Source organism: Selenomonas sp. F0473 (genome assembly GCF_000315545.1).
GTDB lineage: Bacteria > Bacillota > Negativicutes > Selenomonadales > Selenomonadaceae > Centipeda.
In genome coordinates this window covers 1,657,051-1,672,157 of the sequence record NZ_JH992902.1, presented here as the reverse complement: position 1 = coordinate 1,672,157, position 15,107 = coordinate 1,657,051, and the positions used below count along the sequence as shown (strand labels likewise).

General features: G+C 59.1%; 12 protein-coding genes, 1 tRNA gene, 1 other RNA gene, 1 riboswitch and 1 other annotated feature (1 of these 16 running past the window's edge). Of the genes, 1 reads left to right on the top strand and 13 read right to left on the bottom strand.

What is annotated here, in order from left to right:
• Window positions 1-213: a sequence feature (mutual gap in cmsearch alignment for this rRNA model is longer than 100), on the bottom strand; it reaches 2,832 nt to the left of the window's first position.
• Window positions 214-254: 41 nt separating this feature from the next.
• The 7 genes from HMPREF9161_RS07640 to pfkA form a co-directional block, all read right to left on the bottom strand.
• On the bottom strand, window positions 255-500 hold the full coding sequence (locus tag HMPREF9161_RS07640; protein ID WP_037348676.1) for a pro-sigmaK processing inhibitor BofA family protein: 246 nt from the start codon (window positions 498-500) through the stop codon (window positions 255-257).
• The gene (gene recR, locus HMPREF9161_RS07635; RefSeq protein ID WP_009729099.1) at window positions 501-1,097 is read right to left on the bottom strand and encodes a recombination mediator RecR; all 597 of its coding nucleotides are present in this window, start codon (window positions 1,095-1,097) and stop codon (window positions 501-503) included. It abuts the gene before it with no gap.
• Window positions 1,098-1,424, bottom strand: a complete 327-nt coding sequence (locus tag HMPREF9161_RS07630) for a YbaB/EbfC family nucleoid-associated protein (RefSeq protein ID WP_009729098.1) — start codon at window positions 1,422-1,424, stop codon at window positions 1,098-1,100.
• Window positions 1,425-1,480: 56 nt separating this feature from the next.
• Entirely contained in the window at window positions 1,481-3,328 is a 1,848-nt protein-coding gene (dnaX, locus tag HMPREF9161_RS07625) for a DNA polymerase III subunit gamma/tau (RefSeq protein ID WP_009729097.1), read from the bottom strand.
• Between the two features lie 102 nt (window positions 3,329-3,430).
• Window positions 3,431-3,530, bottom strand: an RNA gene (ffs, locus tag HMPREF9161_RS09820) — signal recognition particle sRNA small type.
• Between the two features lie 33 nt (window positions 3,531-3,563).
• Window positions 3,564-3,654, bottom strand: a tRNA-Ser gene (locus tag HMPREF9161_RS07620).
• A gap of 239 nt (window positions 3,655-3,893) precedes the next feature.
• The gene (gene pfkA / locus HMPREF9161_RS07615; RefSeq protein ID WP_037348674.1) at window positions 3,894-4,859 is read right to left on the bottom strand and encodes a 6-phosphofructokinase; all 966 of its coding nucleotides are present in this window, start codon (window positions 4,857-4,859) and stop codon (window positions 3,894-3,896) included.
• Window positions 4,860-5,183: 324 nt separating this feature from the next.
• Here pfkA and HMPREF9161_RS07610 point away from each other — a divergent pair, with 324 nt between their 5' ends.
• Window positions 5,184-5,543 (top strand): MerR family transcriptional regulator, encoded by a 360-nt coding sequence (locus HMPREF9161_RS07610; protein WP_009729095.1) that lies wholly within the window; start codon window positions 5,184-5,186, stop codon window positions 5,541-5,543.
• A gap of 140 nt (window positions 5,544-5,683) precedes the next feature.
• Here the strand turns inward: HMPREF9161_RS07610 and HMPREF9161_RS07605 are convergent, their stop codons facing one another.
• The 6 genes from HMPREF9161_RS07605 to HMPREF9161_RS07580 all read right to left on the bottom strand — a co-directional run bounded on the left by HMPREF9161_RS07605 (window position 5,684) and on the right by HMPREF9161_RS07580 (window position 15,058).
• Window positions 5,684-6,883 carry a type IV pili methyl-accepting chemotaxis transducer N-terminal domain-containing protein gene (locus HMPREF9161_RS07605; RefSeq protein WP_009729094.1) on the bottom strand — a complete coding sequence of 400 codons (1,200 nt, stop codon included), beginning with the start codon at window positions 6,881-6,883 and terminating at the stop codon, window positions 5,684-5,686.
• A 185-nt stretch (window positions 6,884-7,068) separates the two neighbouring features.
• Complete coding sequence (locus HMPREF9161_RS07600; RefSeq protein WP_009729093.1) at window positions 7,069-7,626, bottom strand: peptide-methionine (S)-S-oxide reductase; 558 nt, start codon at window positions 7,624-7,626, stop codon at window positions 7,069-7,071.
• Window positions 7,627-7,643: 17 nt separating this feature from the next.
• Entirely contained in the window at window positions 7,644-8,834 is a 1,191-nt protein-coding gene (gene meaB, locus HMPREF9161_RS07595) for a methylmalonyl Co-A mutase-associated GTPase MeaB (RefSeq protein ID WP_009729092.1), read from the bottom strand.
• A gap of 299 nt (window positions 8,835-9,133) precedes the next feature.
• Window positions 9,134-11,332, bottom strand: coding sequence for a methylmalonyl-CoA mutase (scpA, locus tag HMPREF9161_RS07590; RefSeq protein ID WP_009729091.1), 2,199 nt, complete (start codon window positions 11,330-11,332; stop codon window positions 9,134-9,136).
• Window positions 11,332-13,518, bottom strand: a complete 2,187-nt coding sequence (locus tag HMPREF9161_RS07585) for a methylmalonyl-CoA mutase family protein (RefSeq protein ID WP_009729090.1) — start codon at window positions 13,516-13,518, stop codon at window positions 11,332-11,334. Before HMPREF9161_RS07585 ends, scpA begins: the two co-directional genes overlap by 1 nt.
• A 412-nt stretch (window positions 13,519-13,930) precedes the next feature.
• A riboswitch (cobalamin riboswitch) is annotated at window positions 13,931-14,156 on the bottom strand.
• A 92-nt stretch (window positions 14,157-14,248) separates the two neighbouring features.
• A complete protein-coding gene (locus tag HMPREF9161_RS07580; protein WP_009729089.1) occupies window positions 14,249-15,058 on the bottom strand; it encodes a G5 and 3D domain-containing protein in 810 nt (269 codons plus the stop codon).
• Window positions 15,059-15,107: the final 49 nt, after the last annotated feature.

Genomic DNA, 15,107 nt, shown 5'->3' with positions numbered 1-15,107 from the left:
TATCTCTAACCTCTCTGCATTGTGTAGTTTTCAGGGTACATTCCCGCGCCTCCAAAGGCCTCTGCCTCCCGCAGCGCGACTGTCATAATATAACACAGAGGTTTTTCTTCGTCAAGGGTATTTTTTAGGTTTTTTGAAAATTTTTAACGAATTTATCAAATTTAATGACATGTTCGTATGGCGCCTGAATATCCAACCTTTCCCGCATAATTTTTCGAGACGATACGGCGCTATGCCGGCTCCCGATTCTATCTTCAATGGCCCAGCGCATGTGCAATGAGGACAAGTACGACGCCCGGTATGCCGAATATCCCCGCAATGAGCGCCTTTAGAAAGGTGATTTCTATGCCGACGCCAAAAAGGTTGATGCCCCACAGGATAATGGCGCCGATGATACTGTTGGTGATAAGCTTCCATAGAATACGGAACGGCAGTGAAATCAGTTTGCCAAGGATGCAGAATACAACGATGGCAACGGCAACGCCCGCTATGATATCCAATTAAATCTCCCTCCTGTTCTCCATCGCGCGCGAGAGGGTAACCTCATCGGCATACTCGAGGTCGCCACCGACGGGCAGACCGTGCGCGATACGTGTGACACGAACGCCCATAGGTTTGAGGAGCTTCGCAATATACATCGCGGTCGCCTCCCCCTCGACGTTCGGATTGGTCGCCATGATGATTTCGCGCACATCCGAGGTGCCGACGCGCGTCACAAGTTCTTTGATACGCAGGTCGTTCGGCCCAACGCCCTCAAGCGGTGAGAGCGCGCCGTGCAGGACGTGATACACGCCGGCATAGTCGTTCATGCGCTCCATCGCCGCAACGTCGGGCGGCTGCTCTACGACGCAGATGACGCCGTGATCGCGTTTCTCCGCGGTACAGATGGCGCAGGGGTCGGTATCGGTGAGGTTGAAACACGTAGAGCAGAATCCGATCTTTTGCTTCGCCTCGACAATCGCGGATGCGAGCCGCCTTGCGCGCTCCATATCCATATCGAGAACATGGTACGCGAGACGTGCCGCCGTCTTCGCTCCGATACCGGGCAGCGAACGGAACTGTTCCATGAGCTGCGTGAGTGGCGCGATGTGCTGCATTTAGAGCAGTCCCGGCGGCAGACCTAGTCCGCTCGTAAGCTTTCCCATCTCTGCAGCCATCATCTCGTCGACCTTCTTTGTGGCCTCGTTAAAGGCTGCCGAAAGAAGATCCTGCAGCATCTCTATATCCTCGGGATCCACGGCGGCAGGAGCGATGACGAGGTTCTGCACTTGTTTTTCACCGTCCATGACGATTTTCACCGCGCCGCCGCCCGAAGAGACCTCAACGGTACGCTTTTTCAGATCGTCCTGCATTTTCTTCATTTCGTTTTGCATCTTCTGGACTTTTTTCATCATACCGGCCATATTGCCGCCGCCGTTAAACATATGCATTCTCCTTTTTCTATCAATATGATATAGCCTAACAAAAAGCCGCGGGCGCGTCAAGTATCTTCATCATTCGGCAGTTCGTCGCCCATCATCTCCGCCTCTTCGTCCGGCGTGGGCTCGTACGTGTCGTAAGCGCTGCCCTCCGCTGCCGCTCCGGACGCTTTTTCCGCTCCGGCAGTCGGCGCTTTACGCCGTGCGGCCGTCGGTTTTTCGATCTCCTCGACCTGCGCGCCGGGTCCCGCCATCGCGAGCAGTTCCTTCACCTGTGCCGGATATTCGGGCTCCGGCGGATCTGCGGGGGCCGCGGGGGCATCCTCCTCGTCTCCGTTGCAGACGATCTCCACAGGACGGCCGACAAGCGCCGACATGACCTCCTCAAAAACGGCGCGATGCCGCTTGCGAATATAGTCGCGCGCCATATCGTTGGGCTGTTCGATGAAGAAATGCGTCTCCGTCAGCCCCCCATAGCCCGCCCCCGAAAGCAAAGAGGCCGCAAGTCTGTTGCGTGTTTTGAGTTCCTCTTGGAACCGCCGCCACAGTTCCATATCGAGTTTACGCGGGGCACTGTCTACAGGAACGGCCGCCGGATGCGGCGTTTTCGCCGCGGCTGCTTTGGCAGGGGCGGCCCGACGTGCCGCCGCGCTCTTCTTTTCCCCCTTCTGCGACGGTGCGGAGGGCATCTCTTGCGCCGTCCGCTGCGCCGCCACAAGAGATGCCGTCAGCCGTTGCACCTGCGCTTCGAGTCGTGCAATACGGGCAGCCTCCGCCCCAGCCTCTGCCGGCACGGTATCTCGAGGCGGCATGCACGCAGACTGAACGGATTCGTGACAGAGAGAGAGCAGCATCGCTTCCGCTGCAATGCGCGGCTGGGGCGCAGACCGCAGTTCCCGCATCGTCTCGTTCAATCGCCGAAGAATCTCCATGATCTCTTCTTGGGTAAAGCGCTCCGCAGCGGTACGCAGAGATTCCTCCTGCGTGCCGTAAAGTTCGGCCGCGCCGAGTGTCCCGCCGACGCCCGCGATCATGAGACTGCGGAAGTACAGCGCCAACTCCGAAAGAATCTGTTTCAGTTCTCGCCCGCTCTGCAGCAGCGCTCCGAGGTTTGTCAGCAGCGCCGCCGCATTCTTATCGGCAATCTGCATCGCGAGCTGTGTGATGCGCGTATTGCCGACCAGTCCAAGCGCTTCCTGTACGCGCTCTGCGGTGAGTTCCCCCTCCGCCAGCGCGCTGCACTGATCCAGGATGGAGAGCGCGTCTCGCATACCGCCGTCCGCCGCCGCGGCGATGATGCCGAGCGCATCCTCCGCCGCCGCGATGCCGGACTCCCGGCAAACGTAACTGAGCCGGTCCCGAATCTCCGTAACGGTAATCCGGTGAAAGTCGTAGCGCTGACAACGCGACTGTATCGTCGCGGGCACTTTGTGCGGCTCGGTCGTCGCAAGGATGAAAAGCACGTTCGGCGGCGGTTCCTCGAGCGTTTTGAGCAGCGCGTTAAACGCCTCCGTCGTCAGCATATGCACTTCGTCGATGATGTAAATTTTATAGCGGCCCTCGGTCGGCGCGAACTTCACCGTCTCGCGCAGATCGCGGATCTCGTCGATGCCGCGGTTCGACGCCGCGTCAATCTCAAAGACGTCCATGGACGAGCCGTCGCCGATGGCGCGGCACGAGTCGCAGTGCCCGCAGGGCGAGAGGGTCGGGCCCTCCGCACAGTTGAGAGAGCGCGCGAGGATCTTCGCGGTGCTGGTCTTTCCCGTGCCGCGCGGCCCCGTGAAGAGATAGGCGTGGCTCGTCTGTCCGGATGTGACGGCGCGGGACAGCGTGCGGCTGATGTGCTCCTGCCCGACAAGATCGGCGAAGCACTCCGGGCGCCAACGGCGATAGAGCGCAACATAGGACATAATGCCCCTCCTTTTTCTGCGCATAGGAAAGGTTTCCAAATGATAAACAAAAAAGCAGCCTCTCGGCTGCTGGCGTTTCCGATTTCTCCCACGGCAGACCGCAGTGCCCCGGTTTCCTCGCGGCACATGGAGCTGACCGCTTACCGCTGCTTCCTTCCGGACCTGACGGGGTTCACAGGGCCTCATTGCGCGAGACCAAGGCGCTGCAGCCCGCCCTGAGAAAAATCAATAAAAATGGCGGAGAGTGAGAGATTCGAACTCTCGGTACGGTATCACCGCACACACGCTTTCCAGGCGTGCTCCTTCAACCACTCGGACAACTCTCCACGTGCTCTCAAAAAAGCTATTCACTTCTGCAACGCCCCATAGTCTAGCATGATAGAGGAAGGATTGTCAAGGGAAAAGTGAGACCGCGCCCGCGTCGCGCCGAAAGATAAGCGACGCCGGAAGTTTGGATGCGGCACAGGGAACGAGGAGGGCACAAGGGCAGGCGCAGCCAAAACCTACGTCGACGAAGCGTTTGCCAAAAATGACGACGCTAGGCGCGAAAATCTCGTGTCATGCCTCACGCCAAGACGCGGGAAAGGCGCACCAGTTCCGGATCCAGCGTTTTCTTGTTGTTGACCGCTTCGAAAAGGTTCACGCTGACGACCTGTCCCTCGTTGAAGCTGAACACAACGTCGTTCACGCCCGAGATGACGGCGAGCGCCGCCTTTTCCCCGAGCATGGACGCTTTGATGCGGTCCTCTACCGTCGGCGATCCGCCGCGCTGGATATGCCCGAGGACGGAGACGCGGGTGTCGATTGCGGTCTTTTCGCCGATGATCTTTCCGATCTCAATGGCGGATCCCGCCCCTTCGGCGACGACGACGATGCTGTAGCGCTTGCCGCGTTCGTACATCTCCTGCAGTTCGATGCTGATTTCTTCAAGGTCGAAGGCGACCTCGGGAACGAGGATATACTCCGCGCCGCCCGCGATGCCCGACATCATGGCGAGCCATCCGGAATGCCGTCCCATCACTTCGACGAGGATGATGCGCCGATGCGCGGACGCCGTGTCGCGCAGCTTGTTGATGGCGTCCACGATCGTATTGCATGCCGTATCGCAGCCGATGGTGTAGTCCATGCCCCAAACGTCGTTGTCGATCGTCCCGGGGAGCCCGACGATGGGCATGCCCGTCTCACGGCTCATCAGCGAACCGCCCGTCAGCGACCCGTCGCCGCCGATGATCACAAGTCCCTCGATCCCGTGTTTGCGCAGATTCTCGAATGCGACCTTGCGCCCCTCCGGGGTCATAAACGATTTGCTGCGCGCCGTGCCGAGGAACGTGCCGCCGCGTTGGATGAGATCGCTGACGCTGCGCGAGGTGAGCTGCTCGATATCGTCATGCACCATGCCGCTGTAGCCGTTGTGCACGCCGTAAACCTCGACCCCCTCGTAAACCGCCGTACGCACGACCGCGCGCGCGGCCGCGTTCATGCCCGGGCTGTCCCCGCCCGAGGTGACGACCGCGATTGCCTTTTTCAGCATAAGTATCCCCCGTCCCATATCCAAAACCCCTGCGTATCGGGGCATATCGATTCCTGTTCTTATTCTACGAAAGCGCGCGCGAAAAGTAAAGGCTTTTAGAGAAAAAAGCCGTACGCAGGTCGTCATACCTTGTTGAAAATAACGTCGGACTGTGTGCAGATATACGGTTCGTCTTGCGCGGCACAGGATTGTCAGATGACGATAGGCGCATTATTTTTATCGTACGGCATCAAAATCGTCCCATAAGGTCTTGACTTATAGTTCGCTCCATCGCTTATAATTCCTATAATAAAGGAATTTTTATACGAGGAAAGGACTGGTTTCATGACGATCAAAGAAGTCAGCAAGAAATACGGCATATCGACAGATACGCTGCGGTACTATGAACGAATCGGTCTCTTTCCGCGCATCAAACGAACGGCGAGCGGCATTCGTAATTTCGACGAAGAGGCATGCGAGTGGATCGTATTTATCAAATGCATGCGTGACTGCGACATCCAGATCGCGCCGCTCACACAATATGTCGCGCTCTCCTTTGAGAAGGGTACGGAACGGCAGCGCCTCGATATCCTAAAAGAGCAGCGCGCACGGCTCGTCCGTCAGCGCGACGAGCTCGACGCGACGCTCGAGCGCCTCAATAAGAAGGTACAGCATTACGAAGACGTGCTGAACGCGCAGGGCTGAAGATCGCGCGCGTGTGTGTAGCGTCGGCGGCTGCGAATCGACGCATAACGACCTATCAAAATAAAAATACCGGCGGGGATATATGTTCCCGTCGGTATTTTTATTTTACTCCGCATCGCGGCACGAAAAAGTGCCGCGCATCAGACCTTGAACTTCCCGACGAGGCCGTCGAGTTTTTTCGCAAGTCCCGAGAGCTGCTCCGCCGCCGCGGCGAACGCCTGAAGAGACGCGCTCTGCTCCTCGACCGCGGCCGCGTTTTCCTCGGTGAGATCCGCAATCTCCTGCGCCGCGGCGGCAACGCTCTCCGCGGCTGCCGAGGCACTGTCCGCGCAGGCGCGCGTCAGTTCGGTAGAGGCGCGCAGCGCCGGCGTCTGCGCCGCATCATCCATATGCCCCTGCATTTGCGTCACCTGCGCGGCAATCCCCGCGACGCTCGTCGACAACGTTCGAATATCTGCATTTTGCCGCTGCGTATGCTCTGCCATATTCGTGACCGCAGCCGCCGCATACTCTACCGCCGAGCTGTTCTCAACGCTTGCTTTCCAAAGGTTATCCGCGAGTGCCGCGACCTCGGCGGAACATTCCTGTGCCGCCCGCACGATGGCGCGCAGATCTGCGACAAAGGTGTTGAAATAATGGACGATCCGTCCGATTTCATCCGCACGGTCCGCATGCAGTTTTTGCCTGAGATCTCCCTCGCGCCCCGCAACGCGGACAAAGGATAACGTCAGCGCCGCAAGCGGCCGCAGCATCTGTGAAATAATAATATAGGAAGAGCCGCCGAAGACGATGAGCGCAATCACGACGGCGACAATGCCGAACTTCGTTGCGGCAGCGATTTTCGCCTGGCTGGCGTTGTCGTAGGCGTTGACGAGGAGATCCACACGCTCGGCATAAGGCGAGACGCCGCGGTCAACCTTTGCCTCCGCCGCCGCTCTTTCGGCCGGCGTCGCGGCCGCCGCAACGGCCAAGACATCGTCGCGATAGGCGCTCCATAGAGGTTTCACCTCGGCAAGCTGCCGGCAGACTTCCGCATCCTCTGCCGGGGGCAGCCGCATCTCTGCGTCGCCGGATTCAAGGCCCTGCAGAACCCGCTCATAGTCGTCGATATACGCGCGGATCTCCCCGCGCAGATCTGCCGCCGTCGCCTCGTCCGCCTGCACAAGACGCGACGAAAGCCACGCGAGCCGATAGGCGCGCATACGAAGGGATCCGGACGCGTTGACCGCCTGCGAGTCTCCTTGGAGCTGCTCAAACGCCGCAAAGTTCAGGCCGACGATGCCCACGATGAGTGCAAAAAGTACAACGAGCGTTGCCCGCAGTTTACTTCGTATCATCATATTTCGTTTTCTCCCCCAATGATTCTATCCAATTTAAAGCCTTACGAATTGCATTATACCATAAAAAGTATTCGTTGGGGCAGAATTTATGCGTCAATATATAGAAAAGGGCCGCCGCACTTTTATTGATGCGGCAGCCCCGTCATGAAAACGAAAACGAATCGGATCGGCCTCAAGATCCCGCGTCAGAGTTTCACGAGTTCGCGCAGGCGCGCGAGATCGATATACGTCTCCGTCTCCGGATGTTTTTTCAAATATCCTTGATGTTCCTCGGCCGCGGGTGCAAACGATGCGAGCCGCTCCATCGTCGCGTGCATGACGCGGCGCGCGTCGGCGTTGTGGTTCGGGTCGTTGAGGACAAGCGTTTCCCCCGTGTCGGGGCAGCGCCCGCGTCCCGCGAGGAACGTCATGTGCAGCGCGACCAGCGGCTCGTCCTCATCGCTCTCATAGAAAACGCCCGCACGATACGCTGCGCCGCGCACATAGCCCTGCCCGTCAATACTGTAGGGGGTGACGACGGCAAAGAGCAGATCGAGAATCTGCGAGATGTCGATCTTCTTCGGGTCGAACGTGATCTCAATCCCCATGCGCCCGCCTGCCGCACCGGTTACGACGTCCTCATGCCGCGCATTCTCCGCCGCGTTGATGTAGCCCGTGCGGACGGAGATGATGCCGCGCCGCCCGGCGAATATTTCTTCGAGCTCATACATATCCGCGCCCGAAAGACAAATGCGTTTGGTCACGGTGTTCACCTCCCCGTCTAGTTGGTAAATAGATCGACCTGCCGCGACGCGGCGCGGTGAACATCGAACACGCCGAGAAGCTCGGCGACCGCCTGTGTCGGCGAAATCTCACCCGACAATACGGCATCCTTAACCTCCGGCATCCGTCCGCGCACCACGGCATCCTCGAAGAAGAGGTTGTGCAGGTGCTCGTCGATCATGCTGTTCATCCAGTCGAGGAGCTGGCCCTCGCGTCGTTTCTTCCAAACGCCGCTTGCCTCCGTCCGCTCGCGGAAGGCACGAATGACCGTCCAGAGCTCGGCAAGACCCGTCTTTTCGATCGCGGATGCGAGATACGCATGGGTCTCCCAGCCCTGGGTTGCCGGACGGATGAACTCGATCATGCGCTCGTACTGTCCGCGTGCAACGCGCGCCTTGAGCAGGTTGTCGCCGTCCGCCTTGTTGATGACAATGGCATCCGCGAGTTCCATGATGCCCTTTTTGATGCCTTGGAGTTCGTCGCCCGCGCCCGTCAGCACGACGAGCAGGAAGAAGTCGACCATGGAGCGCACCGTCGTCTCGGACTGTCCGACGCCGACGGTCTCGATGATGATCACATCATAGCCCGCAGCCTCGCAGAGCAGCATCGTCTCGCGGCTCTTGCGCGCGACGCCGCCAAGGGTCCCGCCCGCGGGCGAGGGGCGAATGAACGCCTCGGGACGCCGCGAGAGCGTCCCCATGCGTGTTTTATCGCCAAGGATAGACCCCTTCGTCACGGAACTGGTAGGATCGACGGTAAGAACCGCGACCTTATGTCCCGCATCGCAGAGCATGTTGCCGAACGCCTCGATCATGGTCGATTTGCCCGCGCCAGGCACGCCGGTGAACCCGATGCGCAGGGCCTTGCCCGTCTTGGGCAGAAGGCGTTGGAGCACGCGCTGCGCGAGTTTAAAATGCCGGCTGCTGTTGCTCTCAATGAGTGTGATGGCGCGCGAGAGCGTCATGCGGTCGCCCTTTTCGACGCCCGCCACATAGTCGTCCTCCGTCATGATGAGACGACGGTGCGGACGCGCCTCGCCGCTCATGAGTTTCGGATTGATATTGCCGACCGTGAGATCCTTGATGCCCTCGATGCCGCCCATAACGGTCGTCGTGAACTTCGCGTCGGCGTCCTCGGGCACCCAGTCGGGACGTTCGGTCGTATAGCCGTGTTCGGTTGTATCGCTCATAATTCCTCCTCTCTAGGAGTAAAAAGAGGTTTCATGATTCGCATGATTGTCCTTTGCGACCGTACAGCAAAAGCGACTGTACCGTTTACCGCATGGAGCGGCAGCTTCGACGCATAGCGCGGAATAAGGCGAATGCGAGGCAGGCGTAGTGAAAGCCTACGCCGACGACGCATTCGGCGCAATGACAAAGCTAGGCGCGAAGATTCCGCTCCATCTGCCGCAAAGCGCCGCTAATGAACAATATGCGAAAAAGGCTATTGCACGATATTGCTTCGTGCAACAGCCCCCTTCCTCCGCGGTCAGCCCGCGGCTTCTTCCTTCGCCCGATCGATGAGGAGCGTCAGAAGTTTAATCCCAGCTTCCGGAATATTCGTGCCCGGCGCGAAGATCGCAACGGCACCGTGCTTATAAAGATTGTCATAATCCTGTACCGGAATAACGCCGCCGATACAGACCATGATGTCGTCGCGCCCAAGTTTGTGCAGTTCGTCAACCAGCTGCGGCAGGAGCGTGTTGTGTCCCGCGGCGAGCGAGCTGAATCCGACCATGTGCACGTCGTTGTCGACGGCATCCTGCGCCGTTTCTTCCGGCGTCTGGAACAGCGGTCCCACGTCGACGTCCCAGCCCATGTCTGCGAAGGACGACGCGATGACCTTCTGACCGCGGTCGTGCCCGTCCTGTCCCATCTTTGCGACGAAGATACGCGGCCGGCGGCCGGTGAGTTCCTCGAATTCGTCCGCCATCTCGCGGGCACGCTCGAGCTCAGTCTTATCGGTGAACTCGGAGGAGTAAACGCCGGAAATCGTATGAATGACCGCCTGGAAGCGTCCGGAGACCTTCTCGACGGCATCGGAGATCTCGCCGAGCGACGCGCGGACGCGCGCCGCGTCGACGGCTGCCTCCAGCAGGTTCCCGTTGTCGCGGGACTCCGCCGCCTTCGTGATACCTTCGAGCGTGCGGCGCACATCGTCCTCGTTGCGCTCGCGGCGCAGTTTTTCGAGGCGCTCGATCTGTGCCTGGCGCACCGCCGTGTTGTCGATCGCGAGAATCTGCAGCGGGTCTTCCTTCTCAAGACGGTACTTGTTCACGCCGACGATGCTCTCGATACCGGAGTCGATCTGCGCCTGACGGCGTGCGGATGCCTCCTCGATACGCATCTTCGGCAGCCCCGTCGAGATCGCCTTTGCCATGCCGCCGAGCGCTTCGACTTCCTGAATATGCGCCCATGCGCGGCGGATAATCTCGTTCGTGAGCGCCTCGACGTAGTAGGAGCCGCCCCACGGGTCGATGATCTTGCAGACGCTCGTCTCGTCCTGAATGTAGAGCTGCGTGTTGCGCGCAATACGCGCGGAGAAGTCGGTCGGCAGCGCGATCGCCTCGTCGAGCGCGTTCGTGTGCAGCGACTGGGTATGGCCGAGCGCCGCGCCCATCGCCTCCATCGCCGTGCGGGCGATGTTGTTGAACGGATCCTGCGCCGTGAGCGACCAGCCGGACGTCTGGCTGTGCGTACGCAGCGCCATCGACTTGTCGTTCTTCGCGTCGAAGGACTTGACGATCTTCGCCCAGAGGACGCGCGCCGCGCGCATCTTTGCAATCTCCATGAAGTAGTTCTTGCCGATCGCCCAGAAGAACGAGAGACGCTTCGCGAAGTCGTCGACGGCAAGCCCCGCCTTGATGCCCGTGCGGATATATTCGAGACCATCGGCCAGCGTGTAACCGAGCTCGATGTCCGCAGGCGCCCCCGCCTCCTGCATATGGTAGCCGGAGATGGAGATGCTGTTGAACTTCGGCATGTACTTCGTCGTGTATTCGAAGATATCGCCGATGATGCGCATGGACATATCGGGCGGGTAGATGTAGGTGTTACGAACCATGAACTCCTTCAGAATGTCGTTCTGGATCGTCCCCGCCATGATCTTCTTATCAACGCCCTGCTCTTCGCCGGAGACGATGAAGAATGCGAGAACGGGCAGAACCGCGCCGTTCATCGTCATGGAGACGGACATCTGATCGAGCGGAATGCCGGAGAACAGGATGTTCATATCCAGCATGGAGCAGACAGAAACGCCCGCCTTTCCGACGTCGCCGACAACGCGCGGGTTGTCCGCGTCATAGCCGCGGTGGGTCGGTAGGTCGAACGCGATGGAAAGACCTTTCTGACCTGCGGCAAGGTTGCGGCGGTAGAAGGCGTTGGATTCCTCGGCCGTCGAGAAACCCGCATACTGGCGCACCGTCCACGGGCGGAACACGTACATCGTGGAGTACGGTCCGCGCAGACACGGCGGAATGCCGCTTGCAAAGTCGAGATGGCTCATATGCGCATACTCGTCATGATCGTAATACGGTTTTACAGGCACGCGCTCCATCGTCTTGTGCGTGAGCGCGTCGAAGCTGCGTCCGGTCGATCCCTCAAAGAGGGCGCGCCACTCCTTGGAGTCTGCGGAGGGGCTTTCGCCGAGGCTCATGCCGGTAAAATCGGGGTTTGTAAATCCGGCCATTACGCAATCATCCCTTTCTTCTTCTGCAGGCGCTCGAGCGTCTCGTAGCAATTTGCCTTCACCGAGATGTACTCGTCGATGCCCGCGTTGTTGTAAGTCTCAAGGAGATCCTTCGGCGCCGCGCCCGCGAGGAACACGCGTGCGTTCGGCAGCACTTCATGGAGTTTCGGCGCAAGCGCGGGAACAATCTCGGGGTAGGTCGCATCCGTCGAGCAGATGACGACCGCATCCGCGCCGCTCTTGCCGGCAGCCTCGGCCGCCTCCTCAACGGTCTTAAAGCCGTCGTTGCCGAGCACCTCGAACGCGCCGACCTGCAGGAAACCCGTGGTGAAGTCCGCGCGCGCCTTGTGCTGCGGAATAGGTCCCATATTCGCGAGGAAGATTTTGACGTTGTCGTTCTTCTCGGCCTTGAAATCCTCGGTCCGCTTACGGAGCGCCTCAAAGCGCTCGCTCCAGCGATGCGGCGCAATGGCGGCGATTTCTTCCGAAGCGCCCTTCCCTTCTGTGACGGCCGCCATGAGCTCGGTGATCGTCGCGCCCGCAAACGCGGCCTCCATAGCGTTCTCGACGGTAGGCGCGCTCCTCAGGGCAGCCAGCGCATCTTTGCAGTGTTTCACGTCGATATCGGAGAGATATGCGTCGATGTCGGCCGCACGCTGCTGTTTCAGCGCTACCGTATCCTCTTCGCGACGATCCAGCAGAGTCTCCGTCATGTTCGGATACATGTTGTTGCCGACGATGCGGTCCTTGCGCAAATCCGCCTTTTTGAAACGATCCGCGAGAATCTTCGCGACCTCTTCCTGCACATAGCCGCTCTTTAAGGCCTCGACGATGCCGCCCTTGCCTTCGATGGTCTGGAACTCCGCCCAGATGCGCTCTTTCATCTGCCGCGTCAGCGACTCGACCGCCCAGGAACCGCCCGCGGGATCGATCGGCTGGAGCATGCCGAACTCCTCTTGGAGCATGATCTGAATGTTGCGTGCAATGCGGCGCGAGAACTCGTCGCCCTTGCGGATCGGCTCGTCGAACGGCGCGCTCTCGAAAGAATCGATGCCGCCGACGACGCCCGAGAAGATCTCCGTCGTATTGCGGAGCATGTTGACGTACGGGTCGTAGATGGTCTTGAAGAAGAGCGCCGGCCGCGCATGGATGCGCATCTTCTGCGACTCCGCATTTCCGCCGAACGCCTTGACGATCTGCGCCCAGATGGGACGCACGGCGCGCAGCTTCGCGATCTGGAGGAAGAAGTTCGCGCCCATAGAGAAGGCGAACGCGATCTGCGACGCCGCGTCGTCAACGGTGAGGCCGCGCTCACAAAGAGCACGCAGATATGCCGTTGCCGTCGCAAGCGAGGCGGCGATCTCCTGCACGTCGTTCGCGCCGCCGTTCGAGTAGACGTCGCTGCGGACAAAGACCGTTCTGATGTGCGGCGCCTTCTCCACGGCCCAGCGTGCGGCTGCCGCCATCGTATCGTAATACGCGGCAAGAGGCGCGGCAAGTTTGCCGTGTGTGACAAGTTCTCCGATCGGATCGGCGCCGACGATACCGCGCACCCCCGACATATCCTCACCCGCCGCACGGCGTGCCGCCGCAACCAGAGAGAGGATCGGCAGAGCCGCGGCGCCTGTGTAAATGTAGATCGGGAACTTCCCGAGATCAAGACCTTCGAGCAGCGTGTGCATATCCTCGACAGTCGTCACACTCGTGCCGAGATCGCCGACATGCTCCGCCTTGCGTGCGTCCACGCCTTTACGCGTCGCACTGTCCAGCACAATGTGATAAATCGTCGCTCCCTTGTCATTCTCGTGCCGGAGCAGTTCGTTGTTCTCCTTCGGCAGGGTCTCGTCGCAGGCCTGCGCGATCCCCCACGGCTTGCCGATATAGCCCGCCGCGTCCACGCCGCGCAGGAAGTCGCCCATGCCCGGCATCACACTCTTGGGCAGGATGTCCTCCATGTGCTTCTTTGTGTACATAGGGTCGAAAGTAATGCCCTCGTAAGTTTTCGTGAACATCACCTTTTCGAACGGAGCTCCTTTGAGCAGAGCTTCGCACGCAGCTTTCCACTCCTCGTCCGTCGGCGGAGTGAACTCATCGAGCGGGACGTCGGGGAAATCCTCGACCTCAGCCGATTTCTTCAGAAGCTTCTGAAGCTCTTCGTCGCTTGAGCGCTCTTTTTCTTCCGGCATAGTACGTCCTCCTTTGTATGATAAGGGAAGCTGAACTCATCAGACTTCTCTTAAAAACTGCCGCAAAGCAGTTTTTTATAAAAAAAACACCCCGAGCTTCCACCCTCGGAGTGACCTCCATAACGGAGATAAATGAGAACTGAAAAGATGAGCAATGTTTCCCCAAGGGGCGTATACATCCCCTTCATCCCGGGGAAATCGCTATGCATGGAGTTGCTCTCCCCATGCACACCGATCTCCCAGGGCTTTGCTCACGCACCGTATGGCAAGCGAAAAGCCCGCCCCACACGTTGTGCAGGACGGGCTTCCGATATCGTCACTCAGTTCTCATCTAATCCGATCTCTCAGCAGCGCCGGATTTTCGTTTTGAAGCGAACGATTCGTAATCCCCATCCCCATCACTCGTAGGTCAAACGGTGATTGTTAATCAGGCAGTTCTCCTGGCTTCAGTTCATCGCTCGCCTGCGCCTTCCCAAGGACGTTATCCCCAGTGACTGTAGATGATACCATCTACTTGCAGGCCTGCTCGCTGTTACAGTGGCGTGACCGCTCCGGCTTGTACCGGATTCCCTATTAAGTTCGGTCGATCTTCGCATGAGTACGAACGATCTTCCTACACCTGATCCAATCCATATGAAGTTTTTATGGTACGAGAATATAGTAGCACTCTTATCCCTGCTTGTCAATAAAAAAATCGCGCGATTTTACCTCGCGCGAATCTTTTTTTGTATTACTCGAGCACATAGACCTCGACGCTGCGGCGCCCGAATTGGATCGCCTCGTCGTAACTCTCCATGCAGAGATCGATCGTGTTGCCGACGATCGCGCCGCCCGTATCCGCGGCGATCGCCTCGCCGTAGCCGGGAATGAAGAGCCGGGAACCGAGCGGGATAACGTTCGGGTCGACGGCAACGACGCCGTGACGTGCGGGAATTCCCATCGCCGTGATGCCGCTGCCGCCCCCGTCGCTCGGCAGATAGGCCGACGCATGCATGGTATAAGCGGCACGATAGCGCGGGATGCCGCGGCTGACACGCTCCGCCTCACGCTCGCGTGCGCGGCGGGCTTCGGCGGCCTCCGGTTTTTCCGTCAAGGCGATGGCGAGATGTTCCGTCACGGGGGCGTCCACGCCCGGCGCAACGTCGATCTCGTTCATATTATAGCCGTACTCCGCCATAACGTCGCCGACTGTGTGCGCGCTCGTCATGACCTCCTGCGTGTCGCCCCAAAACGAGATCGTCACGGGCACCGCGCGGCGCACGGAGATCTCGGTGTGGCGCTGATCCTCGCTGCGGAAGACTTCATAAGTATCCTTCTCGCCGAGTTTCACGCCGAGTTTGGCAAAAATGTCGGCGGGTTTCGTCTGTACCGTCATATCCGTGATGGTCTCGCCATCCACATGCACGCTGACGCGGTGCATATTCTTCGGAAAGCCGTTCATTGTGAATCCGCTGGAGAGCAGCATCATACTGCCCAACATCGTACAGAGAATGGTTTTTTTCTTAGTTTGAACGAAATTCCCTATGGATTTCAATCTCATAGAATGCCCCCTTTTGTTTCACGTATTTTCCCACTTTAAGCTGAATTTT

What these genes read in the sequence shown, in the direction of transcription:
- recR (WP_009729099.1), bottom strand. Translation starts at nt 1,097, where the DNA reads ATGCAGCACATCGCGCCACTCACGCAGCTCATGGAACAGTTCCGTTCG.
- HMPREF9161_RS07630 (WP_009729098.1), bottom strand. Translation starts at nt 1,424, where the DNA reads ATGTTTAACGGCGGCGGCAATATGGCCGGTATGATGAAAAAAGTCCAG.
- dnaX (WP_009729097.1), bottom strand. Translation starts at nt 3,328, where the DNA reads ATGTCCTATGTTGCGCTCTATCGCCGTTGGCGCCCGGAGTGCTTCGCC.
- pfkA (WP_037348674.1), bottom strand. Translation starts at nt 4,859, where the DNA reads ATGCTGAAAAAGGCAATCGCGGTCGTCACCTCGGGCGGGGACAGCCCG.
- HMPREF9161_RS07610 (WP_009729095.1), top strand. Translation starts at nt 5,184, where the DNA reads ATGACGATCAAAGAAGTCAGCAAGAAATACGGCATATCGACAGATACG.
- HMPREF9161_RS07605 (WP_009729094.1), bottom strand. Translation starts at nt 6,883, where the DNA reads ATGATGATACGAAGTAAACTGCGGGCAACGCTCGTTGTACTTTTTGCA.
- meaB (WP_009729092.1), bottom strand. Translation starts at nt 8,834, where the DNA reads ATGAGCGATACAACCGAACACGGCTATACGACCGAACGTCCCGACTGG.
- scpA (WP_009729091.1), bottom strand. Translation starts at nt 11,332, where the DNA reads ATGGCCGGATTTACAAACCCCGATTTTACCGGCATGAGCCTCGGCGAA.
- HMPREF9161_RS07585 (WP_009729090.1), bottom strand. Translation starts at nt 13,518, where the DNA reads ATGCCGGAAGAAAAAGAGCGCTCAAGCGACGAAGAGCTTCAGAAGCTT.
- HMPREF9161_RS07580 (WP_009729089.1), bottom strand. Translation starts at nt 15,058, where the DNA reads ATGAGATTGAAATCCATAGGGAATTTCGTTCAAACTAAGAAAAAAACC.